The organism is Serratia sp. AKBS12, from assembly GCF_024793895.1.
Lineage (GTDB): Bacteria > Pseudomonadota > Gammaproteobacteria > Enterobacterales > Enterobacteriaceae > Serratia_F.
In genome coordinates, this window is record NZ_JANUSB010000002.1 from 441,458 (window position 1) to 464,417 (window position 22,960).

General features: G+C 57.2%; 22 protein-coding genes and 2 CRISPR repeat arrays (1 of these 24 only partly in view). Of the genes, 13 read left to right on the top strand and 9 right to left on the bottom strand.

Features of this window, described 5'->3' with window-relative positions; all coding sequences use genetic code 11:
- Window positions 1-31: 31 nt before the first annotated feature.
- Both nrdD and nrdG read left to right on the top strand, forming a co-directional pair.
- Entirely contained in the window at window positions 32-2,170 is a 2,139-nt protein-coding gene (gene nrdD / locus NYE85_RS01985) for an anaerobic ribonucleoside-triphosphate reductase (RefSeq protein ID WP_259002643.1), read from the top strand.
- A gap of 80 nt (window positions 2,171-2,250) precedes the next feature.
- Window positions 2,251-2,715: an anaerobic ribonucleoside-triphosphate reductase-activating protein gene (nrdG, locus tag NYE85_RS01990; protein ID WP_259002644.1), complete on the top strand. Its 465-nt coding sequence runs from the start codon at window positions 2,251-2,253 to the stop codon at window positions 2,713-2,715.
- 16 nt (window positions 2,716-2,731) lie between these two features.
- Here the strand turns inward: nrdG and NYE85_RS01995 are convergent, their stop codons facing one another.
- Window positions 2,732-3,790: a permease gene (locus NYE85_RS01995; protein ID WP_259002645.1), complete on the bottom strand. Its 1,059-nt coding sequence runs from the start codon at window positions 3,788-3,790 to the stop codon at window positions 2,732-2,734.
- A 224-nt stretch (window positions 3,791-4,014) separates the two neighbouring features.
- Between NYE85_RS01995 and phnF the strand changes: the two genes are divergently transcribed.
- The 10 genes from phnF to phnP are packed head-to-tail and all read left to right on the top strand — an operon-like array spanning window position 4,015 to window position 11,650.
- Entirely contained in the window at window positions 4,015-4,740 is a 726-nt protein-coding gene (phnF, locus tag NYE85_RS02000; RefSeq protein ID WP_259002798.1) for a phosphonate metabolism transcriptional regulator PhnF, read from the top strand.
- Entirely contained in the window at window positions 4,741-5,184 is a 444-nt protein-coding gene (gene phnG, locus NYE85_RS02005) for a phosphonate C-P lyase system protein PhnG (RefSeq protein ID WP_259002646.1), read from the top strand.
- A gap of 2 nt (window positions 5,185-5,186) precedes the next feature.
- Window positions 5,187-5,768, top strand: coding sequence for a phosphonate C-P lyase system protein PhnH (gene phnH, locus NYE85_RS02010; RefSeq protein WP_259002647.1), 582 nt, complete (start codon window positions 5,187-5,189; stop codon window positions 5,766-5,768).
- Window positions 5,768-6,853, top strand: a complete 1,086-nt coding sequence (locus NYE85_RS02015; RefSeq protein WP_259002648.1) for a carbon-phosphorus lyase complex subunit PhnI — start codon at window positions 5,768-5,770, stop codon at window positions 6,851-6,853. The genes phnH and NYE85_RS02015 overlap by 1 nt, the downstream gene beginning before the upstream one ends.
- A complete protein-coding gene (locus NYE85_RS02020; protein WP_198773194.1) occupies window positions 6,846-7,703 on the top strand; it encodes an alpha-D-ribose 1-methylphosphonate 5-phosphate C-P-lyase PhnJ in 858 nt (285 codons plus the stop codon). Before NYE85_RS02015 ends, NYE85_RS02020 begins: the two co-directional genes overlap by 8 nt.
- On the top strand, window positions 7,703-8,491 hold the full coding sequence (phnK, locus tag NYE85_RS02025) for a phosphonate C-P lyase system protein PhnK (protein WP_259002649.1): 789 nt from the start codon (window positions 7,703-7,705) through the stop codon (window positions 8,489-8,491). Before NYE85_RS02020 ends, phnK begins: the two co-directional genes overlap by 1 nt.
- A gap of 15 nt (window positions 8,492-8,506) precedes the next feature.
- Complete coding sequence (phnL, locus tag NYE85_RS02030) at window positions 8,507-9,211, top strand: phosphonate C-P lyase system protein PhnL (RefSeq protein ID WP_259002650.1); 705 nt, start codon at window positions 8,507-8,509, stop codon at window positions 9,209-9,211.
- A complete protein-coding gene (phnM, locus tag NYE85_RS02035; RefSeq protein ID WP_259002651.1) occupies window positions 9,208-10,344 on the top strand; it encodes an alpha-D-ribose 1-methylphosphonate 5-triphosphate diphosphatase in 1,137 nt (378 codons plus the stop codon). The genes phnL and phnM overlap by 4 nt, the downstream gene beginning before the upstream one ends.
- Entirely contained in the window at window positions 10,344-10,910 is a 567-nt protein-coding gene (gene phnN, locus NYE85_RS02040; protein ID WP_259002652.1) for a ribose 1,5-bisphosphokinase, read from the top strand. Before phnM ends, phnN begins: the two co-directional genes overlap by 1 nt.
- On the top strand, window positions 10,901-11,650 hold the full coding sequence (gene phnP / locus NYE85_RS02045; RefSeq protein WP_259002653.1) for a phosphonate metabolism protein PhnP: 750 nt from the start codon (window positions 10,901-10,903) through the stop codon (window positions 11,648-11,650). The genes phnN and phnP overlap by 10 nt, the downstream gene beginning before the upstream one ends.
- Here the strand turns inward: phnP and NYE85_RS02050 are convergent.
- The gene (locus NYE85_RS02050; RefSeq protein ID WP_259002654.1) at window positions 11,640-12,281 is read right to left on the bottom strand and encodes an NAD(P)H-binding protein; all 642 of its coding nucleotides are present in this window, start codon (window positions 12,279-12,281) and stop codon (window positions 11,640-11,642) included. The genes phnP and NYE85_RS02050 overlap by 11 nt on opposite strands.
- A 194-nt stretch (window positions 12,282-12,475) precedes the next feature.
- Between NYE85_RS02050 and NYE85_RS02055 the strand changes: the two genes are divergently transcribed.
- Window positions 12,476-12,994: a type 1 glutamine amidotransferase domain-containing protein gene (locus NYE85_RS02055; RefSeq protein ID WP_259002655.1), complete on the top strand. Its 519-nt coding sequence runs from the start codon at window positions 12,476-12,478 to the stop codon at window positions 12,992-12,994.
- A 39-nt stretch (window positions 12,995-13,033) separates the two neighbouring features.
- On the opposite strand, the gene NYE85_RS02060 is transcribed toward NYE85_RS02055, so the two are convergent.
- From NYE85_RS02060 to cas1f, 7 genes are all read right to left on the bottom strand, one after another.
- Window positions 13,034-13,462, bottom strand: a complete 429-nt coding sequence (locus tag NYE85_RS02060; protein ID WP_259002656.1) for a YhbP family protein — start codon at window positions 13,460-13,462, stop codon at window positions 13,034-13,036.
- 117 nt (window positions 13,463-13,579) lie between these two features.
- Window positions 13,580-14,087: a CRISPR direct-repeat array (repeat unit 28 nt; unit sequence TTTCTAAGCTGCCTGTACGGCAGTGAAC).
- Window positions 14,088-14,215: 128 nt separating this feature from the next.
- Complete coding sequence (gene cas6f / locus NYE85_RS02065) at window positions 14,216-14,770, bottom strand: type I-F CRISPR-associated endoribonuclease Cas6/Csy4 (RefSeq protein WP_259002657.1); 555 nt, start codon at window positions 14,768-14,770, stop codon at window positions 14,216-14,218.
- A 9-nt stretch (window positions 14,771-14,779) separates the two neighbouring features.
- Window positions 14,780-15,784 carry a type I-F CRISPR-associated protein Csy3 gene (gene csy3 / locus NYE85_RS02070; RefSeq protein ID WP_259002658.1) on the bottom strand — a complete coding sequence of 335 codons (1,005 nt, stop codon included), beginning with the start codon at window positions 15,782-15,784 and terminating at the stop codon, window positions 14,780-14,782.
- Between the two features lie 17 nt (window positions 15,785-15,801).
- The gene (gene csy2 / locus NYE85_RS02075; RefSeq protein ID WP_259002659.1) at window positions 15,802-16,734 is read right to left on the bottom strand and encodes a type I-F CRISPR-associated protein Csy2; all 933 of its coding nucleotides are present in this window, start codon (window positions 16,732-16,734) and stop codon (window positions 15,802-15,804) included.
- Window positions 16,731-18,083: a type I-F CRISPR-associated protein Csy1 gene (csy1, locus tag NYE85_RS02080; RefSeq protein WP_259002660.1), complete on the bottom strand. Its 1,353-nt coding sequence runs from the start codon at window positions 18,081-18,083 to the stop codon at window positions 16,731-16,733. The genes csy2 and csy1 overlap by 4 nt, the downstream gene beginning before the upstream one ends.
- A 28-nt stretch (window positions 18,084-18,111) precedes the next feature.
- Window positions 18,112-21,366 (bottom strand): type I-F CRISPR-associated helicase Cas3f, encoded by a 3,255-nt coding sequence (gene cas3f / locus NYE85_RS02085; RefSeq protein WP_259002661.1) that lies wholly within the window; start codon window positions 21,364-21,366, stop codon window positions 18,112-18,114.
- Window positions 21,363-22,343, bottom strand: a complete 981-nt coding sequence (cas1f, locus tag NYE85_RS02090; protein ID WP_259002662.1) for a type I-F CRISPR-associated endonuclease Cas1f — start codon at window positions 22,341-22,343, stop codon at window positions 21,363-21,365. Before cas1f ends, cas3f begins: the two co-directional genes overlap by 4 nt.
- Before the next feature lie 304 nt (window positions 22,344-22,647).
- Window positions 22,648-22,960: direct repeats of the CRISPR family, unit length 28 nt; unit sequence TTTCTAAGCTGCCTGTACGGCAGTGAAC (it continues 735 nt past the right edge of the window).

The window sequence follows — 22,960 nt, forward strand, 5'->3', positions numbered from 1 at the left end:
AACGCTCCCGAGCGGAACAAGGAGTAGCATCGTGAAACCAGTAGTGATTAAACGGGACGGTTGTCAGGTACCTTTTGACCAGACGCGGATCGGGCAGGCTATCGAACGGGCCGCGCTGGCCGTCGGTGTGGTTGACGCCGATTACTGCGCCACCGTCGCCCGCGTGGTCGCTCAGCAAATGGAGCCACAGCAACGCGTTGATATCCATGATATTCAGCTGGCGGTCGAGAATCAGCTGATGGCCGGACCGTACAAGCAACTGGCACGCGCCTACATTGAGTACCGCCACGATCGCGACGTTTCGCGTGAACTGCGCGGCCGGTTGAACCAGGAGATCCGCGGCCTGGTTGAACAGAGCAACGTCGCGCTGCTGAATGAAAACGCCAACAAGGACAGCAAAGTGATCCCGACCCAGCGCGATCTGCTGGCCGGCATCGTTGCCAAGCACTACGCCAAGCAGCACATTCTGCCGCGCGACGTGGTGCTGGCGCATGAACGCGGCGAGATCCATTATCACGATCTCGATTATTCACCGTTCTTCCCGATGTTCAACTGCATGCTGATCGACCTGAAAGGCATGCTGACCAACGGCTTCAAAATGGGTAATGCCGAGATTGAGCCGCCAAAATCAATCTCTACCGCCACCGCGGTTACGGCGCAGATCATCGCCCAGGTCGCCAGCCATATTTATGGTGGCACCACCATCAACCGCATCGATGAAATTCTGGCGCCGTTCGTCAGCGAAAGCTTCCGTAAGCATCAACAGGTGGCCGAACAATGGCAGATCCCGCAGGCCGATGACTATGCCATGGCGCGTACCGAAAAAGAGTGTTACGACGCATTCCAGTCGCTGGAATACGAAGTAAACACGCTGCACACCGCCAATGGCCAGACGCCGTTCGTCACCTTTGGCTTTGGCCTCGGAACCAGTTGGCAGTCGCGGATGATCCAGCAGTCTATTTTGAAAAACCGCATCGCCGGGCTGGGCAAGAACCGTAAAACGGCAGTATTCCCCAAGTTGGTGTTCGCCATTCGCGATGGCCTGAATCACCAGTACGGCGACCCGAACTACGACATCAAGCAGCTGGCACTGGAATGCGCCAGCAAGCGTATGTATCCAGATATTCTTAACTACGATCAAGTGGTTAGTGTTACCGGTTCGTTTAAGACGCCAATGGGCTGCCGCAGTTTCCTTGGCGTTTACCAGGAAAACGGCGAGCAGATCCACGACGGCCGCAACAATATCGGCGTGATCAGCCTGAATCTGCCACGCATTGCGCTGGAGGCGATGGGCAACGAAAAACGCTTCTGGCAGTTGCTGGATGAACGCCTGCTGTTGGCGAAGAAAGCGCTGATGACGCGCATCGCGCGCTTGCAGGGCATCAAGGCGCGGGTGGCACCGATCCTCTACATGGAGGGCGCCTGTGGCGTGCGACTCAACGCCGACGATGACATCGCCGAAATTTTCAAGCATGGTCGCGCGTCGATTTCGCTCGGCTATATCGGCATTCACGAAACCATCAACGCACTGTGCGGTAACCGCAGCCACCTGTATGACGATGAGACGCTGCGCGCCAAAGCGCTGGCGATCGTCGAACGCCTGCGTGCCGCCACCGAAAGCTGGAAAGCGGAAACCGGCTACGGCTTCAGCCTGTACAGTACGCCAAGCGAAAACCTGTGCGATCGTTTCTGCCGGCTGGATACCGCCGATTTCGGCGTGGTGCCGGGCGTCACCGACAAGGGATACTACACCAACAGTTTCCACCTCGACGTGGAGAAAAAGGTCAATCCGTACGACAAGCTGGACTTTGAGGCGCCCTACCCACCGCTGGCCAACGGCGGTTTCATTTGCTACGGCGAATACCCGAACCTGCAACACAATCTGAAGGCACTGGAAGACGTATGGGATTACAGCTACAGCCGCGTACCGTATTACGGCACCAACACGCCGATCGACGAATGCTATCAATGTGGCTACACCGGCGAGTTTTCCTGCACCAGCAAGGGCTTTACCTGTCCAAAATGCGGCAATCATGACTCGGCGAAGGTGTCGGTCACGCGCCGGGTGTGTGGCTACCTCGGCAGCCCGGACGCACGGCCGTTCAACGCCGGCAAGCAGGAAGAGGTCAAGCGCCGGGTGAAACACCTGGATAACGGGCAGATCGGCTAACGTCGGCCGCCTGATGGGCCAGCAGCAATCGGCTCATCAGGCGGTATCAATCCAAACAATAGCCTGATGGCAAAGCGTCTATGAATTATCACCAGTATTACCCGATCGATGTGGTCAACGGCCCCGGCACCCGCTGCACGCTGTTTGTCGCCGGCTGCGTTCATCAATGCCCCGGCTGCTACAACAAAAGCACCTGGCGGCTGAATTCCGGCCAGCCGTTCAGCGCGCAGATGGCGGATCGCATCATTGCCGATCTCAACGATCAACGCATACCGCGTCAGGGGCTGTCGCTGTCGGGCGGCGATCCGCTGCATCCGGCCAACCTGGCGACCATATTGCAACTGGTGCAACGGGTACGCGCCGAATGTCCCGGCAAGGATATCTGGCTGTGGACCGGCTACCGGCTGGATGAGCTGGACCACCAGCAGATGCAGGTGGTGGATCTGATCAACGTGCTGATTGACGGCAAGTTCGTGCAGGATTTAAAAGACCCGGCGCTGATCTGGCGCGGCAGCAGCAATCAGGTGGTGCACAAGCTGCGCTAGATACCCTAACCGACCATCAAACCAACACCAGTCCCATCAACCCGGTGGCAATGCCGCACAATGCCACCAGCGCGGCGGTCAGGCACAGCGCCTTGGCAGAAAATGCCTTGTTGAGCATCAACAGCGAAGGCAGGCTGACTGCCGGCAACGTCATCAGCAGCGCCAGCGCCGGGCCAGACCCCATACCCGCCAGCATCATCGCCTGTACGATAGGGATTTCCGCCGCGGTGGGAATGACAAACAGGCAGCCGGCGATCGCCAGGCCGACAATCCACAGCAGGCTGTTGTCCACCGCGCCGTCGGCATGCGGGAACAGCCAGACGCGCGCCGCGCCCAGCAATAGCACCGCCAGGATATAAATCGGAATGGTTGACCAGAATAACGCCCACAGCGCCTTTATCCAGCGGCCGAAGAACGGCCTATCTGGCGTTTTCTCCTGCGGGGTGAGCGCGGCCTGCAGTGCCGCCGGCGGCGCATCGTTGGCGGTAACACGCTGCACCAGCCAGGCGATGCCCAATACCATGACCACGCCGGCCACCAGCCGAATAACCGCAAACTGCCAACCGAGCACAAATCCCATAAAGATCAGCGTCGCCGGGTTCAGTACCGGGTTGCTTAGCCAGAATGCCAATGCCGCGCCGCTGGACACCGACTGACGCCGTAGCCCGGCGGCGACCGGTGCCGCACAGCAGGTGCACATCATGCCGGGCAGCGCAATCAGCGTACCAAGCAGCGTACCGGAAAAGCGCCGGTGGCCGAGGGTACGCACCAGCCAGTCTCGCGGGATCAACACCTGCACCAGCGACCCCAGCAGCACGCCGAGCACCGCCGCCTTCCATACCGCATTGAAGTAAACCAGCGCGTACTGCCATGCCGCCAACCACGGGCTGTCAGCCGGATTGGCCAGAATGGAGTTGCCGATCGAATGGCTATCCGCCGCCAAAAACGCCTTGCCGTAATACGGTTGCCACTTGACGTAATACAGCCCGACGGCGACCACCAGCAGGAACAGGAGCGGTTTCCACAGCGGCCATGCGCGAGCCGGGGATTCAGGAGCAGTAATGGGTTGAGACATGTTGCGAACCAACGTGAGAGCAAACAATGGCGCTAGCTTAGCGCGACGTGAGCCGCTTGGCATCCCTCTGTCGAAAATAGTTCATCTGTTCGCCACCAACCCGTAACGCGATTGTCATCTCGCGGCGGCACCCTATGGCCAACGTGATCAACGGGTATGCACCATGCCGCAATTTACATTCGACACCACCGACAGCGCCCCGGCCAACGGAGGTTTTTATTATGATGCAGTTATCTAGACATCCGACCACTTACCCAACCCGTTACCAGCAAATCGCCGCCCAGTTGGAAGAAGAGTTACGCGCCCACTATCGCTGCGGCGACTATCTGCCTTCGGAGCAGCAACTGGCCGACCGCTATCAGGTCAATCGCCATACGCTGCGCCGTGCGGTCGATCAGCTGGTTGAACGCGGCTGGCTGCAGCGGCGCCATGGCGTCGGCATTCTGGTGCTGATGCGCCCTTATGACTATCCGCTGCATGCCAAAACCCGCTTCAGCCAGAACCTGTTCGAGCAGGGCAGCCACCCCACCAGTGAGCGCTTACTCGCAGTTTTGCGCCCCTGCAACGGCCATATCGCCAGCGCATTATCGCGTGAAGAGGGCGAAACGGTGATTCACCTGCGGACGTTGCGCCGGGTCAATGGCGTGCCGCTGAGCGTTATCGACCACTACCTGCCGGAGCTGGATTGGTGGCCGGCGCTGCAACAGTTCCACAGCGGCTCGCTGCATGAATTTATCGAACAGCGTATCCACCAGTCGCTGTCCCGCAGTCAGACGCGCATCAGCGCCCGCCGCGCGCAGGCCAAAGAGAGCCAGTTGCTGGAGATCGCCACCCACGCGCCGCTGCTGTGCGTGCGCACCCTGAATACCTGTGTCGGCAGCAACAGCGTGGCGGAATACTCCGTCAGCCTGGCGCGCGCCGACATGATCGAACTGACGATGGAGCACTGAATGCAATCCTTATCGAGCAGACAACGCTGGATGTCCGTGTTGGCACACAGCCAACCGGCCCAGTTACGCAGCCACTGGCAGGCGCTGAACCTTAGCCCGCGCTATCAACTGCTGCGCGCGCCGGAAATCGGCCTGGCGCAGTTGCAGGGGCGGATGGGGGCCACCGGCCGCCGCTTCGTGCTGGGCGACATGACCGTCACCCGTAGCGTGGTGCAATTGGACAACGGCGGCCACGGTTACAGCTACATCGCCGGGCGCGATAAAGCCCATGCCGAGCTGTGCGCGCTGGCCGATGCGCTGCTGCAACAGCCGGAACACCACGAACTGCTGCAACAGCGGCTGATTGAACCGCTGGCGGCGCTGCAACAGGAGCAGCGTCAACTGCGCTCCCGCGCGGTAGCGGCCAGCCGGGTCGACTTCTTTACCCTGGTGCGGGGGGAATAGCCATGAGTTTACTCACCGGCTTTGCCCAGCCGATTGAACAGGCACAGCACGCCTTCCGCTTGATTCTCAAGGCGTTAAGCGAACCGGGCGTTACGGTGACGCTCGGCGACGGGCCAGTATGGCCGCCGTTGAACGCCGCTGACACCGCAGCGCTGCTGACGTTGGCCGACGGGGAAACCCCGATCCAGCTCTGCCCTGCCCTGAATTGTGAGCAAGTGCTGACAAACATTCGTTTCCACACCGGCGCGCCGCTGGCTGACTCGCCAGCAGCGATCCGCTTTGCGCTGTGGGACGACAGCCTGCAAGCGGTGGATTTAAGCCAATTGCCGTACGGCAGCGATATCTCGCCAGAATTCGGCGCTACCCTGCTGGTGCAGGTGAGCAGCCTGACGGCAGGCGCACCGCTGCGCCTGAGCGGCCCCGGCATTGAACGGCAACGGCTGGTCAGCCCGGCGCTGCCCGCCGCGCTGCGCGATTACCTGCTGGAACGTCCGCACCGCTTCCCGCTGGGGATTGACGTACTACTGACCTGTGGCGAGCAACTGATCGCCATTCCACGCACCACGCATCTGGAGGCCTGCTGATGTACGTCGCGGTGAAAGGGGGCGAAAAAGCCATTGAGGCCGCCCATCAGTTACAGGAAAACCTGCGTCGCGGCGATAGCTCGCAGCCGGCGCTGAGCGCCGAACAAATCGAGCGACAACTCGGGCTGGCGGTGGATCGAGTGATGACCGAGGGCGGCGTGTATGACCGCGAACTGGCGGCACTGGCCGTCAAACAGGCCAGCGGCGATCTGGTAGAAGCCATTTTTCTGCTGCGCGCCTATCGCACCACCCTGCCACGGCTGGCGGTCAGCGAACCGCTGGCCACCGACAAGATGCGTCTGGAACGACGCATCTCCGCGGTTTACAAAGACTTGCCCGGCGGGCAGGTGCTTGGCCCAACCTACGATTACACCCATCGTCTGCTGGACTTTGCGCTGCTGGCAGAAGGCGAAGCGCCCGCCGCGCCGTTGGCCGAAGAGCCGCTGCCGGAGCAATGTGCCCACGTGTTCGATCTGCTCGGCCAGCAGCAACTGGCGCAGCCCGAACAGGATGACGGCAGCACGCCGGACGACATTACCCGCACGCCCCCGGTTTATCCCTGCCCGCGTTCGGCACGCCTGCAACAGTTGGTACGCGGCGACGAGGGCTTTCTGCTGGCGCTCGGTTATTCGACCCAGCGCGGCTATGGCCGCACCCACCCGTTCGCCGGGGAAATTCGCAGCGGCTACCTGACGGTCTCCATCGTGCCCGAAGAGTTGGGCTTTGCTATTGATGTCGGTGAAATCCTGCTGACCGAATGCGAAATGGTCAACGGCTTCGTTGATCCGCCGCAACAGCCGCCGCATTTTACCCGCGGTTACGGGCTGGTATTCGGTCGCGCGGAACGCAAGGCAATGGCGATGGCGCTGGTCGATCGCGCTCTGCAAACCGCCGAATACGGCGAGAGCGTCGCCAGCCCGGCACAGGACGAAGAGTTCGTGTTGGCGCATGCCGATAACGTGGAGGCCGCCGGCTTCGTTTCTCACCTTAAATTGCCGCACTACGTTGATTTCCAGGCCGAACTGGAATTGTTGAAACGCCTGCGGCAGGAATTTGCCGAGCGTCAGGAGGCACGCCATGACTGAAGTATTGAGCGGCTATAACCCCGGTTATCTGGACGAACAGACCAAACGCATGATCCGCCGCGCCATCCTGAAGGGCGTGGCCATCCCCGGCTATCAGGTGCCGTTCGGCGGGCGTGAAATGCCGATGCCCTATGGCTGGGGTACCGGCGGCATTCAGATCACCGCCAGCGTTATCGGCCAGCACGACGTGCTGAAAGTGATTGACCAGGGTGCGGACGATACCACCAACGCCGTCTCCATCCGCCGCTTTTTCCAACGGGTGGCCGGCGTCGCCACCACCGAACGGACGCCGGAAGCCACGCTGATCCAGACCCGCCACCGCATTCCGGAAACGCCGCTGCGAGAAGATCAGATCCTGATTTATCAGGTGCCGATCCCGGAGCCGCTGCGCTTTATCGAACCGCGCGAGACCGAAACCCGCAAGATGCACGCGCTGGAAGAATATGGCGTGATGCAGGTGAAACTGTATGAGGACATCGCCCGTTACGGCCACATTGCCACCACCTACGCCTACCCGGTGAAGGTCAACGACCGCTATGTGATGGATCCGTCGCCAATCCCGAAGTTCGACAATCCGAAAATGCACATGATGCCGGCGCTGCAACTGTTTGGTGCCGGGCGAGAGAAGCGCATCTATGCCCTGCCGCCGTTCACCAAGGTGGAAAGTCTGGACTTTGACGATCACCCGTTCAGCATCCAGCAGTGGGAGGAGCCGTGCGCGCTGTGCGGTTCGCGTCACAGTTATCTGGATGAAGTGGTGCTCGACGATCGGGGCAGCCGCATGTTCGTCTGTTCCGATACCGATTATTGCCGGCAGCAGCTGGCGCAACAGCAAGAGGCGCAGCACTGATGACTTCCGCACTTTTGGACAGCGCCCCGCTGCTGTCGGTGAACAACCTGACTCACCTGTACGCGCCCGGCAAAGGTTTTAGCAACGTGTCATTTGATATCTATCCCGGAGAAGTGCTGGGTATCGTTGGCGAATCCGGCTCCGGCAAGACCACCCTGCTGAAGTCGATTTCGGCCCGCCTGGCGCCGCAGCACGGGCAGGTAATCTATCAGCCACAGGCCGGGAAGCGGCACGATCTGTACGCAATGGCGGAAAGCGATCGACGCCGTCTGCTGCGTACCGACTGGGGCGTGGTGCACCAGCATCCGCTTGACGGTCTGCGGCCGCAGGTCTCCGCCGGCGGCAATATCGGCGAGCGGCTGATGGCAATTGGCCAACGGCATTATGGCGATATCCGCCAGCAAGCCGCGCAGTGGCTGGAGGACGTCGAGATCCCGGTGTCGCGCCTGGACGATCTGCCAACCACCTTTTCCGGCGGCATGCAGCAGCGGCTGCAAATCGCCCGCAATCTGGTCACCCACCCCAAACTGGTATTTATGGACGAACCGACCGGCGGACTGGACGTTTCGGTACAGGCGCGGCTGCTGGATCTGCTGCGCACGCTGGTGGTGGAGATGCAGCTGGCGGCGGTGATCGTCACCCACGATCTCGGCGTAGCGCGGCTGCTGGCACACCGTTTGCTGGTGATGAAACAGGGAGAAGTGGTGGAAAGCGGCCTGACCGACCGGGTACTGGACGATCCGCACCATCCCTATACCCAGTTGCTGGTTTCGTCAGTGCTGGCATAACGGAGTGAAAATAACATGACGCTTAAAATCCGGGTTGAACACCTGAGTAAAACCTTTGTACTGCACCAGCAGCACGGCACGCGACTGCCGGTATTGCATGACGCCAACCTGACGGTCAACAGCGGTGAATGCGTGGTGCTGCACGGCCATTCCGGCAGCGGGAAATCCACGCTGCTGCGGTCGCTGTACGCCAACTATCTGCCGGACAGCGGCCATATCTGGCTCGAGCATCAAGGCCAATGGCTGGACGTGGTTCAGGCCGAAGCGCGGCAAATCCTGGCGGTGCGCCGCCATACCGTCGGCTGGGTCAGCCAGTTTCTGCGGGTGATCCCACGGATCAGCGCGCTGGAAGTGGTGATGCAGCCGTTGCTGGAGCTGGGCGTCGAACGCGCCATCTGCCGCGAGCGTGCCGAAGCATTGCTCAGCCAGCTCAATGTGCCGCAACGCCTGTGGCCGCTGGCGCCGTCGACCTTTTCCGGCGGCGAACAGCAGCGGGTCAACATCGCCCGCGGCTTTATCGTCGATTACCCGATTTTGCTGCTGGACGAGCCGACCGCCTCACTCGACAGCCGCAACAGCGCGGCGGTAGTGAAGCTGATTGCCCAGGCGCGACAGCGCGGCGCGGCAATCGTCGGCATTTTCCATGATGAACAGGTTCGCGCACAGGTTGCCGACCGATTGCATGATATGCAGGCGCCACAGGCGCTGGAGGTTCCGTGATTATTAACAACGTCAAATTGGTGCTTGAGGATCGGGTGGTTAACGGTTCGCTGGAAGTCAGCGACGGGGTGATCCGCAGCTTCGCCGATGGCAGTAGCCGTCTGCCGCAGGCGCTGGACGGTGAAGGCGGCTGGCTGTTGCCGGGGCTGATCGAGCTGCATACCGACAACCTCGACAAGTTTTTCACCCCACGCCCCAACGTGGACTGGCCGGCGCACTCGGCCATGAGCAGCCACGACGCGCTGATGGTGGCTAACGGCATCACCACGGTGCTGGACGCGGTCGCGATTGGCGACGTGCGTGACGGTGGCCACCGGCTGGACAATCTGCAAAAGATGATCGACGCGGTGATCCACAGCCAGCGCGCCGGCGTCAACCGGGCCGAGCACCGGCTGCACCTGCGCTGCGAGCTGCCCCACCACAGCACCCTGCCGCTGTTTGAACAGCTGATGGACAAGCCGGGCGTATCGCTGGTGTCGTTGATGGACCATTCACCGGGCCAGCGCCAGTTCGCGGCGCATGAAAAATATCGTGAATATTATCAAGGCAAATATAACCTGAACGACGGGGAAATGGACGCGTTCGAACAGGAACAGATCGCCATGTCGGCGCGCTGGGCAACCCCCAACCGTGAAGCGATTGCTGCGCACTGTCGGGCGCGCGGCATTGCCCTGGCCAGCCATGACGACGCCACCGCGGCGCACGTCAGCGAGTCCTGCGCTCTGGGCAGCGTAATCGCCGAGTTCCCCACCACCGAAGCCGCCGCCCGCGCGTCGCATCAGCAAGGATTGCAGGTGCTGATGGGCGCGCCGAACATCGTGCGCGGCGGTTCCCATTCCGGCAACGTGGCGGCGCATCACCTGGCGGCGCTCGGGGTGCTGGACATACTGTCGTCCGACTATTACCCGGCCAGCCTGCTCGATGCCGCATTTCGCCTTGCCGCCGACCCGCGCAATGACTATGACCTGCCGCAAACGGTGGCAATGGTGACGCGCAATCCGGCGCGAGCGCTGGGGCTGCACGACCGTGGCACCATCGGCGAGGGGCTGCGCGGCGATCTGGTGCTGGCACGCCCGCACGGCGAGCATATTTACGTACAAAACGTCTGGCGTCAGGGCAAGCAGGTGTTCTGATGGCGTATCTCATCTATCTGATGGGCCCGTCTGGCGCGGGCAAAGACAGTCTACTGGAACGGTTGCGGGCCGATCCGCACGGCGCACCGCTGGTGGCGCACCGTTACATCACCCGGCCGGCGGCGGCCGGCTGTGAAAATCACATTGCCCTCAGCGAAGTGGAGTTTCTGCGCCGGCGAGCCAAAGGCCTGTTTGCCCTCGACTGGCAGGCGCATCAGACTCATTACGCTCTGGGGATCGAGGTGGATCTGTGGCTACTGCAAGGGATCGACGTGGTGGTCAACGGTTCTCGCGCTCATCTGCCACAGGCGCAGCAGCGCTACGGCGCACAGCTGTTGCCGGTGTGCCTGCAGGTCGAGCCGGCCATTCTGCGCCGGCGATTGCAGCAGCGCGGGCGCGAAGACGCCCAGCAGATAGAGCAACGGCTGTCACGCGCGGCAGCCTACCAGCACGCCTTGCCGCCCGGCTGCCACCGTCTGGATAATAATGGCGATCTGGCCACCACGCTGGTGGCATTGACGGCGCTGCTGGCACGGCATCAGCATAAGGAAACGTCATGCAATTAACTTTTCTTGGCACCGGCGGTGCGCAGCAGGTGCCGGCATTTGGCTGTGAGTGCCTGGTGTGTCGACGCGCGCGGCGAGAAGCGGCCTTCCGGCGGCGGGCATGCAGCGCCATGTTGCAATATAACGGGGAAACCAGCTTGCTGGATGCGGGATTGACGTCGTTGGAACGGCGATTTTCGGCGGGGCAAATTCAACGTTTTTTACTGACACATTACCACATGGATCACGTTCAGGGTCTATTTCATTTGCGTTGGGGGTGCGGAAATTCCATTCCGGTATATGGCCCGCCCGATCCTCAAGGCTGCGACGATCTGTTCAAACACCCCGGGATCCTCGACTTTCAGCCGCCGTTGGCGCCGTTTGTCAGCGTCGAGATCGGTGGTCTGCAAATCACGCCGCTGCCGCTGATCCACTCAAAACCGACCCATGGCTATCTGATCCAGACGCCGGGCAAGGCGCTGGCCTATCTTACCGATACCGTCGGCCTGCCGCCGCAGACCACGCGTTTCCTGCAAGATGTGCCGCTGGATCTGCTGGTGCTGGATTGCAGCCTGCCACCGCAGGCGCAGGCGCCGCGCAACCATAACGATCTGACCCGCGCGCTGGAGATCCAGCAGGGCTTGCAGCCGCGCCGTACCCTGCTGACACACATTAGCCATCAGCTCGATTTATGGCTGCTCGACAACCCCTTACCTGGCGGCCTGGAATTGGCGTTTGACAATCTGCGCGTCACTGCGTGACGGAGTGAAAACAGCGCAACTGGTTGGATTCCAATATCTTTACCCCACTACCGGCGCTGAACGCCTGTTCCATCATGGTTTGCGCCACGTCTTTGGCGGCGATCGCTTTCCATTTGCCCGGCAGCAGATTGAACAGCGGCTGGGCGATGCGCTCCATCAAGCGCGGCGTCGGCCGCCGGCCCAGCAGCATTGACGGCCGCACCAGCGTCAGGCGCTGCCAACCCTGTTCGCGCAGCGCCTGTTCCATTTCACCCTTGGTGCGGTTGTACAGAAAGGTCGAGCGCGTGCTGGCACCCAATGCGCTCACCGCCAGGCAGTGCTGCGCCCCCAGCCGGCGGCCGGTCAGTGCGCTTTCCACCACCAGCGTATAATCCACATAGTGGAAATTGCCGTCGCTGCCGGCCTCGCGTCGGGTGGTGCCGAGGCAGCAGAACACCATGTCGACCGGCTGATCCAGTCCGGTCAGCAATTGAAACAGATCGTCGCCGACCGGATTGTGCAATTTTTCATGTGGCGGCAATGGCTTGCGCGTTGGCGCGACGATCGCCGTTACCTGCCGATTGGCCTGCAACAGGCGTAATAACTCACCGCCCACCAGTCCGGTCGCGCCAATAATCAGTACCCGTGCCATAAGCCCTCCCGTGCCGATTTAGCTACTCGACTTCAGTATAAGTGATTTGCGGCTGTCACACCCTGTTACGTGTTGTGCATGGCGACAAACCGCGCCATACCGCGCCCGCTGGTTTTTTCTGCCCGCTCGGGGTTGAGAATGGCGCCCGGCGCCCCTAGCCTTATAAGACGGTCATTCATCAGAAGGAGGAAAATGTGAGCAAGAAAATTGCGGTGCTGATTACCGATGAATTTGAAGACGCCGAATTTACCTCTCCCGCCGACGCCTTTCGCCAGGCGGGTCATCAGGTGATCACCATTGAAAAACAGGCCGGTAAAACCGTTAAGGGCAAGAAAGGCGAAGCCAGCGTAACGATCGACAAGGCGATCGATGAGGTACACGCCGCCGATTTCGACGCGCTGCTGTTGCCCGGCGGCCATTCGCCCGATGCGCTGCGCGGTGACGATCGCTTCGTCGAGTTTACTCGCCAGTTTGCCGACAGCGGCAAGCCGATTTTCGCCATCTGCCACGGGCCGCAGCTGCTGATCAGCGCCGACGTGGTGCGCGGTCGCAAACTCACCACGGTCAAACCGGTGGTGGTGGACGTGAAAAACGCCGGCGCCGATTACTACGACAAGGAAGTGGTGGTGGATAACGATACGCTGGTCACCAGCCGCACGCCGGAGGATTTACCGGCCTTTAACCGCGAATCGCTGCGCATATTGTCGCAGTGAATGCCCAACCGGGGCGCACCCTGCGCCCCCTTTATACCGTCAGCCCCGCTGCCAATACAGTTTTTTGCCAAAGCCCAGCGCATTGTCGGTCATTTTGACCTCCAGCAGATCGAGCTGCCACAGCGTCGCCTTCATAGCTTTGGCGATCGGGAAACGCCGACAGTAGCGCGCACGTGCCAACGCCTCGTCGTCACCGTTCAGCGCAGTGACCAGGCCGCGATACTGCACGCCCTTGATCAGGGCGATGGTTTTTGGCCGTGGCGCAATGGTGCCCACCACGCTGGGGTTGTGCTGCATCAGCGTGCCATGCCGGGTGTGCGGCTCGGTCATCAGCCACAGCGCCATGCGTTCGGCATCGAAGACGTAAAAACAGTTGGCGCACCACATGTCGAGGCCATTGCCGGCGCACAGCGTCAATACGTGCTGCCTGGCAAGGAAATGGGTGATGTGGTCTAAGTCCGAATCCATGGGGTTTCCTGGCGGTAATAGCATGCAATAAGAGTACTGTGCCCGACAAAAATTCTCTAATAGTGTTTGCTTGGGTAACGCTTGCTAGCCGTGCAACTGGCGGCTGACGCCGCTGTATTTCTAAGCTGCCTGTACGGCAGTGAACCAGGCCGCTGAAAATGCGGCTGCTATCGATAATTTCTAAGCTGCCTGTACGGCAGTGAACAGCGTGCCCTGGACACCGCGCGATTATTCCTGTTTCTAAGCTGCCTGTACGGCAGTGAACTTACAGTATTGACCTGCGCACCAATAACGGCTTTTCTAAGCTGCCTGTACGGCAGTGAACCCCTTTCTTCCCGCCCTCTCCCTTTTTACCGGTTTCTAAGCTGCCTGCACGGCAGTGAACATGCTCGAGGCGGCAACCAATGCAGTGAAAGATTTCTAAGCTGCCTGCACGGCAGTGAACCTAATAACGCCGAGAACAGTGTTTTCACTAATTTTCTAAGCTGCCTGCACGGCAGTGAACCGGAAATGTCGCCCAGGCTGGCGCCTTCGGTATTTCTAAGCTGCCTGTACGGCAGTGAACGCACAGCGTCCGTAAGCCCGGCTGAGCACGCATTTCTAAGCTGCCTGTACGGCAGTGAACCGTTGCGATTACACGCTAATACACTGTTTATAAAAAATTTATGTCCAAAACGCTTAAAAAAGGCTTTTTTAAAGCGACTCAATCCCACCTGTTAAATCAACAGGTTAGGATTGGCCGTCATAAAAGGGTTAAAACCAGGGAATAGTAGCGGTGGCGCTTAGGCCGTATGCGCTGTACTGACCTACGGTTGGGGTATCTCGCAGCGTGCCTTGTTCAATAAACAGCAAAAATACCTGTTCACTGGATAAACTTTTCAAACGTATAAACGGTAGGGAACAACGCTGCTCTCTTGCCGCGGGAATTCGTTCCCGGGCCTGTTCTTGCGTTAGCCACCCTTTAGCCACCGACCGACGACGCAGCCTTTCGGCGTTACTTTTTACCTGTACACGCCGCACTGTACGGAATTTTACCTGCTCAGGGATAGGGCGTATCCCTGAATGTTCAGTGTAATCACGCAGCCCTTTTCGCCACGGTTGCTGTTCGAACTCGGTCAGCGCGGCCAACGAGCCGTGTAAACGCAGCCGATCTCCCAATGTTTTGCCCGCAGCCGGGAAGCTAACGCCAATTCGGCCTTGCCCTGCGTTACCTAATGCACGATGTAACTTTGCATAGAGAGCTTCGAGCAACGCAACGGTGCTGAATTCGGGATCGGGCAACACGCGGATTTCAAGGTAGTAATCCATCTGGCCTCCTTACTCGCCTTTCTCACCGAACACGCCGCCGCGGATAAGAATGGCCATCACATAGTGTTGCTGTTCAACGTCCGGGACCTGACCTTTCGTCACCCAATTATCCAGCAAGGTGTAGAAATCCATTTTTTGCTTCGGTTGGCGATAGGCCCTGCCTCGGCTGGTGACCGATCCGTACGGCTCGACCGCGATCGGCCCAAGACCCAGCTCGTCAGCCTCTGGATACCAGGTGTCTATGGTGCGTACTGCGTTACCGATCTTTTGTGAGTGCAACGCCGCAATGCCATTGACCTGGTACAGCACCTTGCTTTTTTTGCTATTGCTGTCCAAAACCAATTCTTGAGAGGGGAAAACTTCCTGACCATTGCCTAAACGAACCAAAGCTTCAACATTAAACAGAGCGAAACTATCGCCAGACAGACCTTGCTGAATTTCCTGTGCCAGTTCAGCAAGCGCGCCGACCGGTTGGCCAAATGCACGCAGGCTATAGGCCTCCCCATCAAACTCCCAGGTTTTGGACTTGCCGGTTACACGAACCTTAATCGCATCCGCACCTACACGGTTGCGCCACAGGAAGCGCCCATTGGCCAGGTTTTCAGCGTAGCGTGCTGCCAACTCCCCGACGCCGTGTTCGGCAAGATAACCGTTAATTACCTCTGCCAGCGCTGCCTGATATTCCTGATCGTTACACACCGATGGCGTTGCCAGGTTGCCCATCACGCGCAGGGTAAACGTGACCTTTAACGTGTCGGTATCAAACGCCAGCGCGGCGGCATCAACCCGTTGCAGGTTGGCTTTTTGAATTTCAGCGTCCAGCTTTGCCGGATCGCTGGCAATCGCGTTTTTCAAACGGTTTGAAATCGTGCCGCGCACCGATTTCTCCTGAATCGTTACGGGCTGCCATTCACTTTCCTGCTGCCAGTTGCCGGCGAACATCATGGCATCCGAGTTTGCCAGTTTACGTTCGAACGCTAATACCGATGCCGTTTTTATCGTTGCTTTAGCCATGTCGTTAGTCCTTTAAATTATTCTTCATCGTTAAATTCATAGATTTCGTTTACCGCTGAAACTGCACTGCGGCATAGGTAACTGTCGTCATGCCAATCGTATTGCCAGAGCAGTTGTTGCAGATCGGTAATACGGTGCAAACTGCGCCATTCGCCAACGCCGTATATCGCTTCTGCAAAGCGGAAAGGCGTGGTTGCATCACGCGTTTGTTTAACCTCGCCCGGTGCATACAACGGGGAAATGGCGCGGTAACCGGTTTGAATCGGCACCAGATACCCTGCGGCCGGCTTGGGCACATAACGCCACTCACAGGCTTCGGCGCCCTCATCCATAGCCGCTTGCCGTTTCAATGCAGCGAAATCAAGCCAGGCATCAATCAGTTCCGCGCGTGGATTGGTTTGCAGTAACGCCTGGTAGTGGGTTTGCAACAGTTCGCTGCGATCCAGCAAGGCAAAACCCGGCAGCAGGCGGCGCATCACACCACGCAAGTCTTTTGGTTCATGAGGATAGGAGGTTACGCCGATCTTGCCAATTGCGGTAATGGTGCCTCCGGCAAGGCGTTGCGCCTGGCAAAGAACTGCGAGTTCATCTTCAAGCTGTCTGGCTCCTTCTGCGCCGTTGGCTATCATGCCCGAGCATTCAATTAATAGAGAAACCGTCATATGCATGCGGCCCTCTTCATTAAACGCCGCCGTTTTAGCCTCTTTGGTCAATGGATTGCGCGTCAGCGCAAAAACGGTGTCGTAGCCAGACGAATAAGCATGCAACTGCTGTTGATGGCAGACCACGCCGCAACTTTTTAAGGTAAGGCCGTGGCTGCGTTGAAGTTTGCGTGATAGCGCGTGGGTAAAGCCAAGAAAATGAGTTATTGCCGGGAAACCATACGTCAAACCGGCAATGGCATTCGCGTTTTCAACCCTTACATGACGTAAAATAATCAGTGAACTCATTGCGTATCCTCCGCCCATTCGGCTTCAAATTCTCGCAGGCGCTGCCTGAATAACGCAGCTACTGACCATTCCCGACGTTCCACCTCGCCAAACTTCAACTCGGCATGCTCCAACTGGCGGTTCAGCCAGACGCCGAAATCCAATGCTAGCTCTTTCTGCCAGTCCTTTCCTTCACGTTCAAAAGCAAAACCCGCATCGTTTTTGCCGCGCAGCGGATCCAACCATAGCTGTTGCGAACGCTTAAGCTGGCACCCTTCGCCTGCGCTCCATCCGGCTTGAATATCGAGATTTTGAATGCCTGCTGCATAATTGAATAAAATATCAATAATTTCATCCATATGAGATAAACGCCGCTGCCGGATCTCCTGCGTTCCCTCAAGCATTCTGACACTGAGCAGATATTCACGCATTTTCCACACGGCAGGGCGTACCTTGCTGGCAAACTCACCGCGCTGATTAAAGATGGAAGTCTGTTTTAACGGCGGCTGCTGCTGGCTCACCCAGTTTGGGGCCGCACAGCTAAGCAACCAGTTGCGACCACCGCGCACGCTATTTAAATAGGAAATATTCTGTGGTTTAGTGCCGCCAATATTTTGTACCGCGGTATTGGGGTAACTGACGCGAGGCTCCGCGTGCCATTTGCTTGCTCTTGCCGCTGCGGCAATCTCTTTTGCCTTATCGCTAAACCGCGCCTCTGCCAATCTTTGATGCATCGCCTGCGCTAACGAGGACGAAAACAATGGGCTAAGCAGGTGATATTGGTTTTCCCCTACCGGGAAATAGAGTTGTTTGGCCAAGGTGTGTGAGGAAGGTTGTTTATCAGCCAATACCTGCTTAAAACCACTTACCCAGAGTTGTAGTTGCCGTTCGTCCTCAGCCCATTCGGCCAGGGCGGAGTAATCTCCCCGGTTTAGCTGAGCAATCAGCGTATCGCCTTGAAATTCTGTTTGCAGCAGCTTGGCAACGTCTAAAGCGGCCGCATTGCCCACTGCGTCTATGGCTGGATTCTGCAAGGTGGCGGTGGCAAGGTAACAGGCCCCCCTATCGTCTCGATCCTCGGTAAATACGCTGGTGCCTTTGGCATCACTGTGGGTGAACTTCAGCGCGTGAGTGACCAAATTAATTTGCGCGGCACGATTGGCCGCTTCTGTCAGCCAGTTGCGAACCTCATAGCGTTTTTCCAACTCTCGCCGCTGTGCTAACGCGGCTTGTTTAGCCGTTGCGATCTCATCCGCATCAACCAAACCAGCCAGCTTTTTCTCGGTCTCTTTATCAAAAGCTTCCAGCTTCGGTTGCTTTCGGCTTTCGATGTAGGAAATTATAAATTGGCTTAGGTTTTTACTTTCCATATACCTCCCAAATATCTGTAATCATTACTCATTCGAGTGCGCCAAACACACCTAACAGTGGGTGATAACGCCACGCTCCTTCCTGTTTTTTTCGTAGGTTCATTTCGCCAAACTTCTGGCTAACCTCACTTAACTCCATCTCCATCTGCTCGGATAAGCGCATATAAACCGTCTGATAATCGGCGTCTATCCAGGCGCTGACCCCGGGGGCCAGTACCGGCTGCCACTCAAGAAAGCCGCTGCTTTGTTTCCACTCGCCCGGTAACCTGTCTGGGGACATGAACTTTGGCGTATCTCCTTCGTCAGCGATCCACAGATAATGCTGTTTCTCTAGCTCTGACTCTGACTGTCTGAAGGGGGAAATACGCTGCTGTTCGCCGCTCCACGTCCCCTGTTCACGCCACCACAAAGCGGCGTAATACGCCCGTTGCTCTTTCGCGCCTTGTAATACCGTGCGCAAACTGACGTGTTCCAAATCCACAAAATTATCTTTTGGCCGCGGAGGCAAACGCTCTTGTACCCGCGGGATCGCCGTAATGACTTCATATTGCGCAGGCAAGAGGATTTCAGCGAGATCGTGACTGCGGAGCGTGTACGTAACCGATTCAAAACCCGGCTTGTGATAAGCCACCGCTGCGCCTTCCAACGCTTTAATGTTCTGCTGCAAAACGTACAGATTTGGCGAGCTACAAGGCTGTTGTCGGTGACGTTGAATACGTCCCGCCAGTTGGATCAGCGAACGCATAGAACTGGGTTCGGCAATCGCCCAGTCATAATCATGATCGCGGCCGACCTCTGCCACTGAGGTAGCCAACACCACAAAAAGATGATGTAGTTCCGCATGCTGGGTCAGTGCGCTTTTGATTTCAGGGATTTGCCATAGCGCCTCGTTATCGTAACGCGTCAGCGTTTGGTCTAGGCGTTGCTCAATATGGGAGCGCATGGCTAACGGATGCTGGCTGTGATAGATGCAATAATGAATGCGCATACCCGGCGGAGCTGGCGTATTGAGCAGACGCAAGGCCACGGCGACCAGTGGATCGATATTCGCCATACGCACCACGCCAAGCGATACCGTTTTGCCATTGATGTGCCGCTGATGATGAGCATTATGTAACTGCTGCATGGCGGTAAACAGGGTGGCTGCAACGCTATCCAGAACGTCTTTTTTTTGCCGGCTGGGCGCTACCAGCGGAATTAACCGAGCGCGGCGAAGCACTTCGCCAGACTGCAGCTTTTCTACGCGCCGCGCGACAAAACGCTCATGCACCTGCCTAAAGGCTTTTGCCTCGCTAATATCCTGTTGTATCGCATCATTTTCGTCAAACCACGCGCAACATACATTTACCGCAGCCCCAGGCAACCCGCAGACCTGCTGATAGTCTGCTCGCCCGGCACGATAAGCATTAAACAACGCCTGTACCAATGCCGGTGGCAAGGTAGCCGAAGACAGTAAGACACGCGACCCCAGCATACCGGCCCAATTCACCAAACGACACAGCGCCGGCAAATCTGCGATATCGAAATCATCGGGTTCGTCCAAGACCAAATCGGCCGTCAATAAACGCAGCATCGGGGCGATTTGTTTGCCGCCACGCAGCCCTTCCGTTGCGCCAATCAGGTGATCGATGGTGGTGACCAGTACCGGAGCGCTAAGTAACTTATTAAGCTTGTCGCTATTTTTCAGCCAGCGGCTGAGACGACCGTCGTCCAGGCCCCCCTCATAGCTGACGTACTGGTGCTCGGCAAACAGCTCGTCCGCCGACGCGCTACCGGTACCACGGGGGATTTTTGCATCGTGATGCAGTTGATGCAGCTGCGTCACCGCTTGTGAACCAATCATCACCGCCAGGTCATCGTCTTGTAAGGTAAGTTTTTCCCGCAACGCATCCCCGGTTTGTAACGTCAGGGTACGTAGCCCCAGCGCCACGGAGAAACGACATCCCAGTTTTTCATCGGCTAGCGCATACATGATTCGCGCATTGGCGAAGGTCTTGCCGCAGCCAGTAGACGCCATATTCACGCCAAAGAACCCCTGCTGAACAGTACGCTCGCGCACTGCACTGGCAATATCAAACGCTTGGTCCTGCCAGCGAAACCTGGCATTCTCACTACGGCGTTTAAAGCCCTTGTGCCGGGTAATTGCCGGTAAGGTGTTGCGGATATACGGTAAGCTGCGCCCCAATAACAGCGCATTTTGCCCGACGCCGATGGTGTGTTCGTCCAGCTTCTGCTTATATTCCCCAGTTTGACGATCGGTATTGGCATACGCGCCATAGTTATCATCTTGCCAACCTGGCGTTGCAGGTAATGATGAGTAATGATGGTCTGCGAGCATCAGTACCAAACGGGCCATATGGCTGGTAAATCGCTGGTCTAGCATGCCAATGTCATTTAACGAGGGGAGTTGCAAAGTACGGCGTGCAAACTTGCGGGCTTTAGCACACCATATTTGGCTACGCATCGGCGTTCCCTGCGGAAAAGTCCAAACCGCCTGCCTTTCTTCTGGCGTCCAATCAGCAAAAGTATGATTGAGCGAATTCCACTCTGCGGTAAGTTGCAGAGTAAGCCAGTTGCCCATATAAGCCAGCGCCGGTTGGCCAGTATTATCGCCGAGATAGGTTGGCAAGCGATGATGCGAAACAATCAGCCAAGCGACGGTCGTTGCCAATGGGGGTAACGTCACGAAAGGATTTACAAAACGATCGCACGAATCCCTGACCAAATTAGCCATCATCTGGCTTTCATCACCTGCACTAATATCACCAAGTGCCGTCAGCCATTGGCGATCGTCACGTCCGTTGATCCAGGCCTGGAATAAACGCAATGATATCCACTCGTGTCGATACGGCTGATAGCGTTTTCCTTGCCCAGCCAGACTTTGCTGAAATAATGCATTAGCTTTGCCAAAATCATGAAACAACCCGGCAATAGCGGCTAACAAGCTGATACACTCAACGCTATGCCATTGATTCTCTCTATCATTACGCAGGATATCTCGCCCAGTAGAATTAGTGGGCACCGCACCTTGCCGATTAAAAGCGCGCTGGTTACCGACGATCCACAGCAATTGCGTTTGATTCGCACCTTTAATCCAATGGCAAGCCACCGCAGTATTACGTCGCGCGCTTTTACGCAATAATTTTCTTAAAGTGTTTAAGCCTTCCAACGTAATCGCCGTCTGCCAGGTTCGTTCACCTCTGCGTTCGGCAAACTGATCCAGAATACGCCGTGTTTCTATCAACGCGCGCTTATTACATTGCGCCACCAACATGATATTCATTGCGTTACCTGGCTGAGTTGTACGGCGGTATTTTGTAAAGCCTCAATCATCAGATCCAATGCATCCGCTTTTTGAAAACCGTTAAGGCAACGCTGGCGGAATTCCTGTTCATCTTCTCCGTTCATTGCCGCAATAAACGCCTGAGGAAGGATTAATGCGTCCTTGATCAAATCAGCAACATCAAACACCAACCCACCACGACGTGTTTTGCCATGTAATACCGCCAAGCCGTGCGGCAAGCCAATAACCCAGGTTGCCACCGCTGCCAGTCCATAAGCCAGATAGTTGCCATGGTCGAGGAAACGATTGGCGACGTCCACGCCGCCGCCACGTTTCGCTCGAGTAAATTCACCATAACCGCTGGCGTTCGCCGCTAATTTATACAATGCCTTGGTCATCACGGCTTCTTGCGCCAGGAGATCGCTACTGCTACGGCAGTCGACTAAACGCTTTTCATAGTTTGAGAGCAGTTGCAGCAGGCGGTTTTCATCAATGGTGAAGCCGGTTTCGCGCTGCATCGTTGGGCCAAGCCAGTGCTTTTGAATTTGCTGGATACGCACACGTTGGAAGGCCAGCGCGGCGGCAAGTCGTTGCACATCATCGAACCAAAAGCTCACCCAATGCTGAAGATATTCAGTGGGGCGGTATTCACTTTGTGACGTTAACCAGGAAACGGCGACTTCTACCTCATTACATGCATACAGCGGTGTTCCGCCACCGCCACAAAAGCCAACCAGTACGCCCGCTTTGGCAAGTTCCCGCATCGCTGCCTGGGTTATCGACGTACCGGTTCCCAACATCACTACCGTCGTGTTGGCGATGGGGATATTCCAGTACAGGGACTGCTTACCTTCATCCGTAACATATTCCACTCGCCCGCCATTGACCAAAACTCGGCAATATTGCAGGTAATACAAATTAGCACGTTTGGAATGCAATATTGTTTTTAGCTCTGAAGGCGTAAGCGAGTTTGCCATTATTTCTATTCAATCCATGTGAAATTATTTAAGTTGCAATAAAAATTAATGAGATTCTTTATTGTTGGGATTTTTTAATGGCAGTGGTGATCAGGCTGAAATATTCAGCCAACTGTTCCCCAGGGTTATTAGCATAATGCTAAGTAGTTTTGAGGCATAACCAACATCACAACGGATGGTATAAAACTACCATAAAAACGCTAAAAACTTAGGTTCGAGACCGTGCTATTTACCATGCAAAGATCGTCTAAATTGCCTGTTGAGCATTGAATAGTCCATGACAATGGTCACATTACGACAGAATTATTTGGGCTGCCTGTACGGCAGTGAACTGCCAGAACTGAATACCCGGCCTCGTTTCGGTTTTCTAAGCTGCCTGTACGGCAGTGAACCAGCAGCGATGATAACCCGCGTATCCTGCGTCTTTCTAAGCTGCCTGTACGGCAGTGAACGGAAACCCCTCCTACCCTCACCCTCGATTTTATTTCTAAGCTGCCTGTACGGCAGTGAACTGAAATCTGCTGTTTTCGATGCAGGGATGTAGTTTCTAAGCTGCCTGTACGGCAGTGAACTTGCCATCTACCTTCTCCTGTAGCGTTTGTCTTTTCTAAGCTGCC

Coding starts and splice junctions, on each gene's coding strand:
- NYE85_RS02060 (WP_259002656.1), bottom strand. CDS start 13,462: ATGGATTCGGACTTAGACCACATCACCCATTTCCTTGCCAGGCAGCAC.
- phnP (WP_259002653.1), top strand. CDS start 10,901: ATGCAATTAACTTTTCTTGGCACCGGCGGTGCGCAGCAGGTGCCGGCA.
- cas6f (WP_259002657.1), bottom strand. CDS start 14,770: ATGGATTACTACCTTGAAATCCGCGTGTTGCCCGATCCCGAATTCAGC.
- cas1f (WP_259002662.1), bottom strand. CDS start 22,343: ATGGCAAACTCGCTTACGCCTTCAGAGCTAAAAACAATATTGCATTCC.
- NYE85_RS01995 (WP_259002645.1), bottom strand. CDS start 3,790: ATGTCTCAACCCATTACTGCTCCTGAATCCCCGGCTCGCGCATGGCCG.
- phnL (WP_259002650.1), top strand. CDS start 8,507: ATGACGCTTAAAATCCGGGTTGAACACCTGAGTAAAACCTTTGTACTG.
- phnG (WP_259002646.1), top strand. CDS start 4,741: ATGCAATCCTTATCGAGCAGACAACGCTGGATGTCCGTGTTGGCACAC.
- NYE85_RS02020 (WP_198773194.1), top strand. CDS start 6,846: ATGACTGAAGTATTGAGCGGCTATAACCCCGGTTATCTGGACGAACAG.
- csy2 (WP_259002659.1), bottom strand. CDS start 16,734: ATGAGTTCACTGATTATTTTACGTCATGTAAGGGTTGAAAACGCGAAT.
- csy3 (WP_259002658.1), bottom strand. CDS start 15,784: ATGGCTAAAGCAACGATAAAAACGGCATCGGTATTAGCGTTCGAACGT.
- phnF (WP_259002798.1), top strand. CDS start 4,015: ATGCAGTTATCTAGACATCCGACCACTTACCCAACCCGTTACCAGCAA.
- csy1 (WP_259002660.1), bottom strand. CDS start 18,083: ATGGAAAGTAAAAACCTAAGCCAATTTATAATTTCCTACATCGAAAGC.
- NYE85_RS02050 (WP_259002654.1), bottom strand. CDS start 12,281: ATGGCACGGGTACTGATTATTGGCGCGACCGGACTGGTGGGCGGTGAG.
- phnK (WP_259002649.1), top strand. CDS start 7,703: ATGACTTCCGCACTTTTGGACAGCGCCCCGCTGCTGTCGGTGAACAAC.
- nrdG (WP_259002644.1), top strand. CDS start 2,251: ATGAATTATCACCAGTATTACCCGATCGATGTGGTCAACGGCCCCGGC.
- cas3f (WP_259002661.1), bottom strand. CDS start 21,366: ATGAATATCATGTTGGTGGCGCAATGTAATAAGCGCGCGTTGATAGAA.
- NYE85_RS02015 (WP_259002648.1), top strand. CDS start 5,768: ATGTACGTCGCGGTGAAAGGGGGCGAAAAAGCCATTGAGGCCGCCCAT.
- phnH (WP_259002647.1), top strand. CDS start 5,187: ATGAGTTTACTCACCGGCTTTGCCCAGCCGATTGAACAGGCACAGCAC.
- phnN (WP_259002652.1), top strand. CDS start 10,344: ATGGCGTATCTCATCTATCTGATGGGCCCGTCTGGCGCGGGCAAAGAC.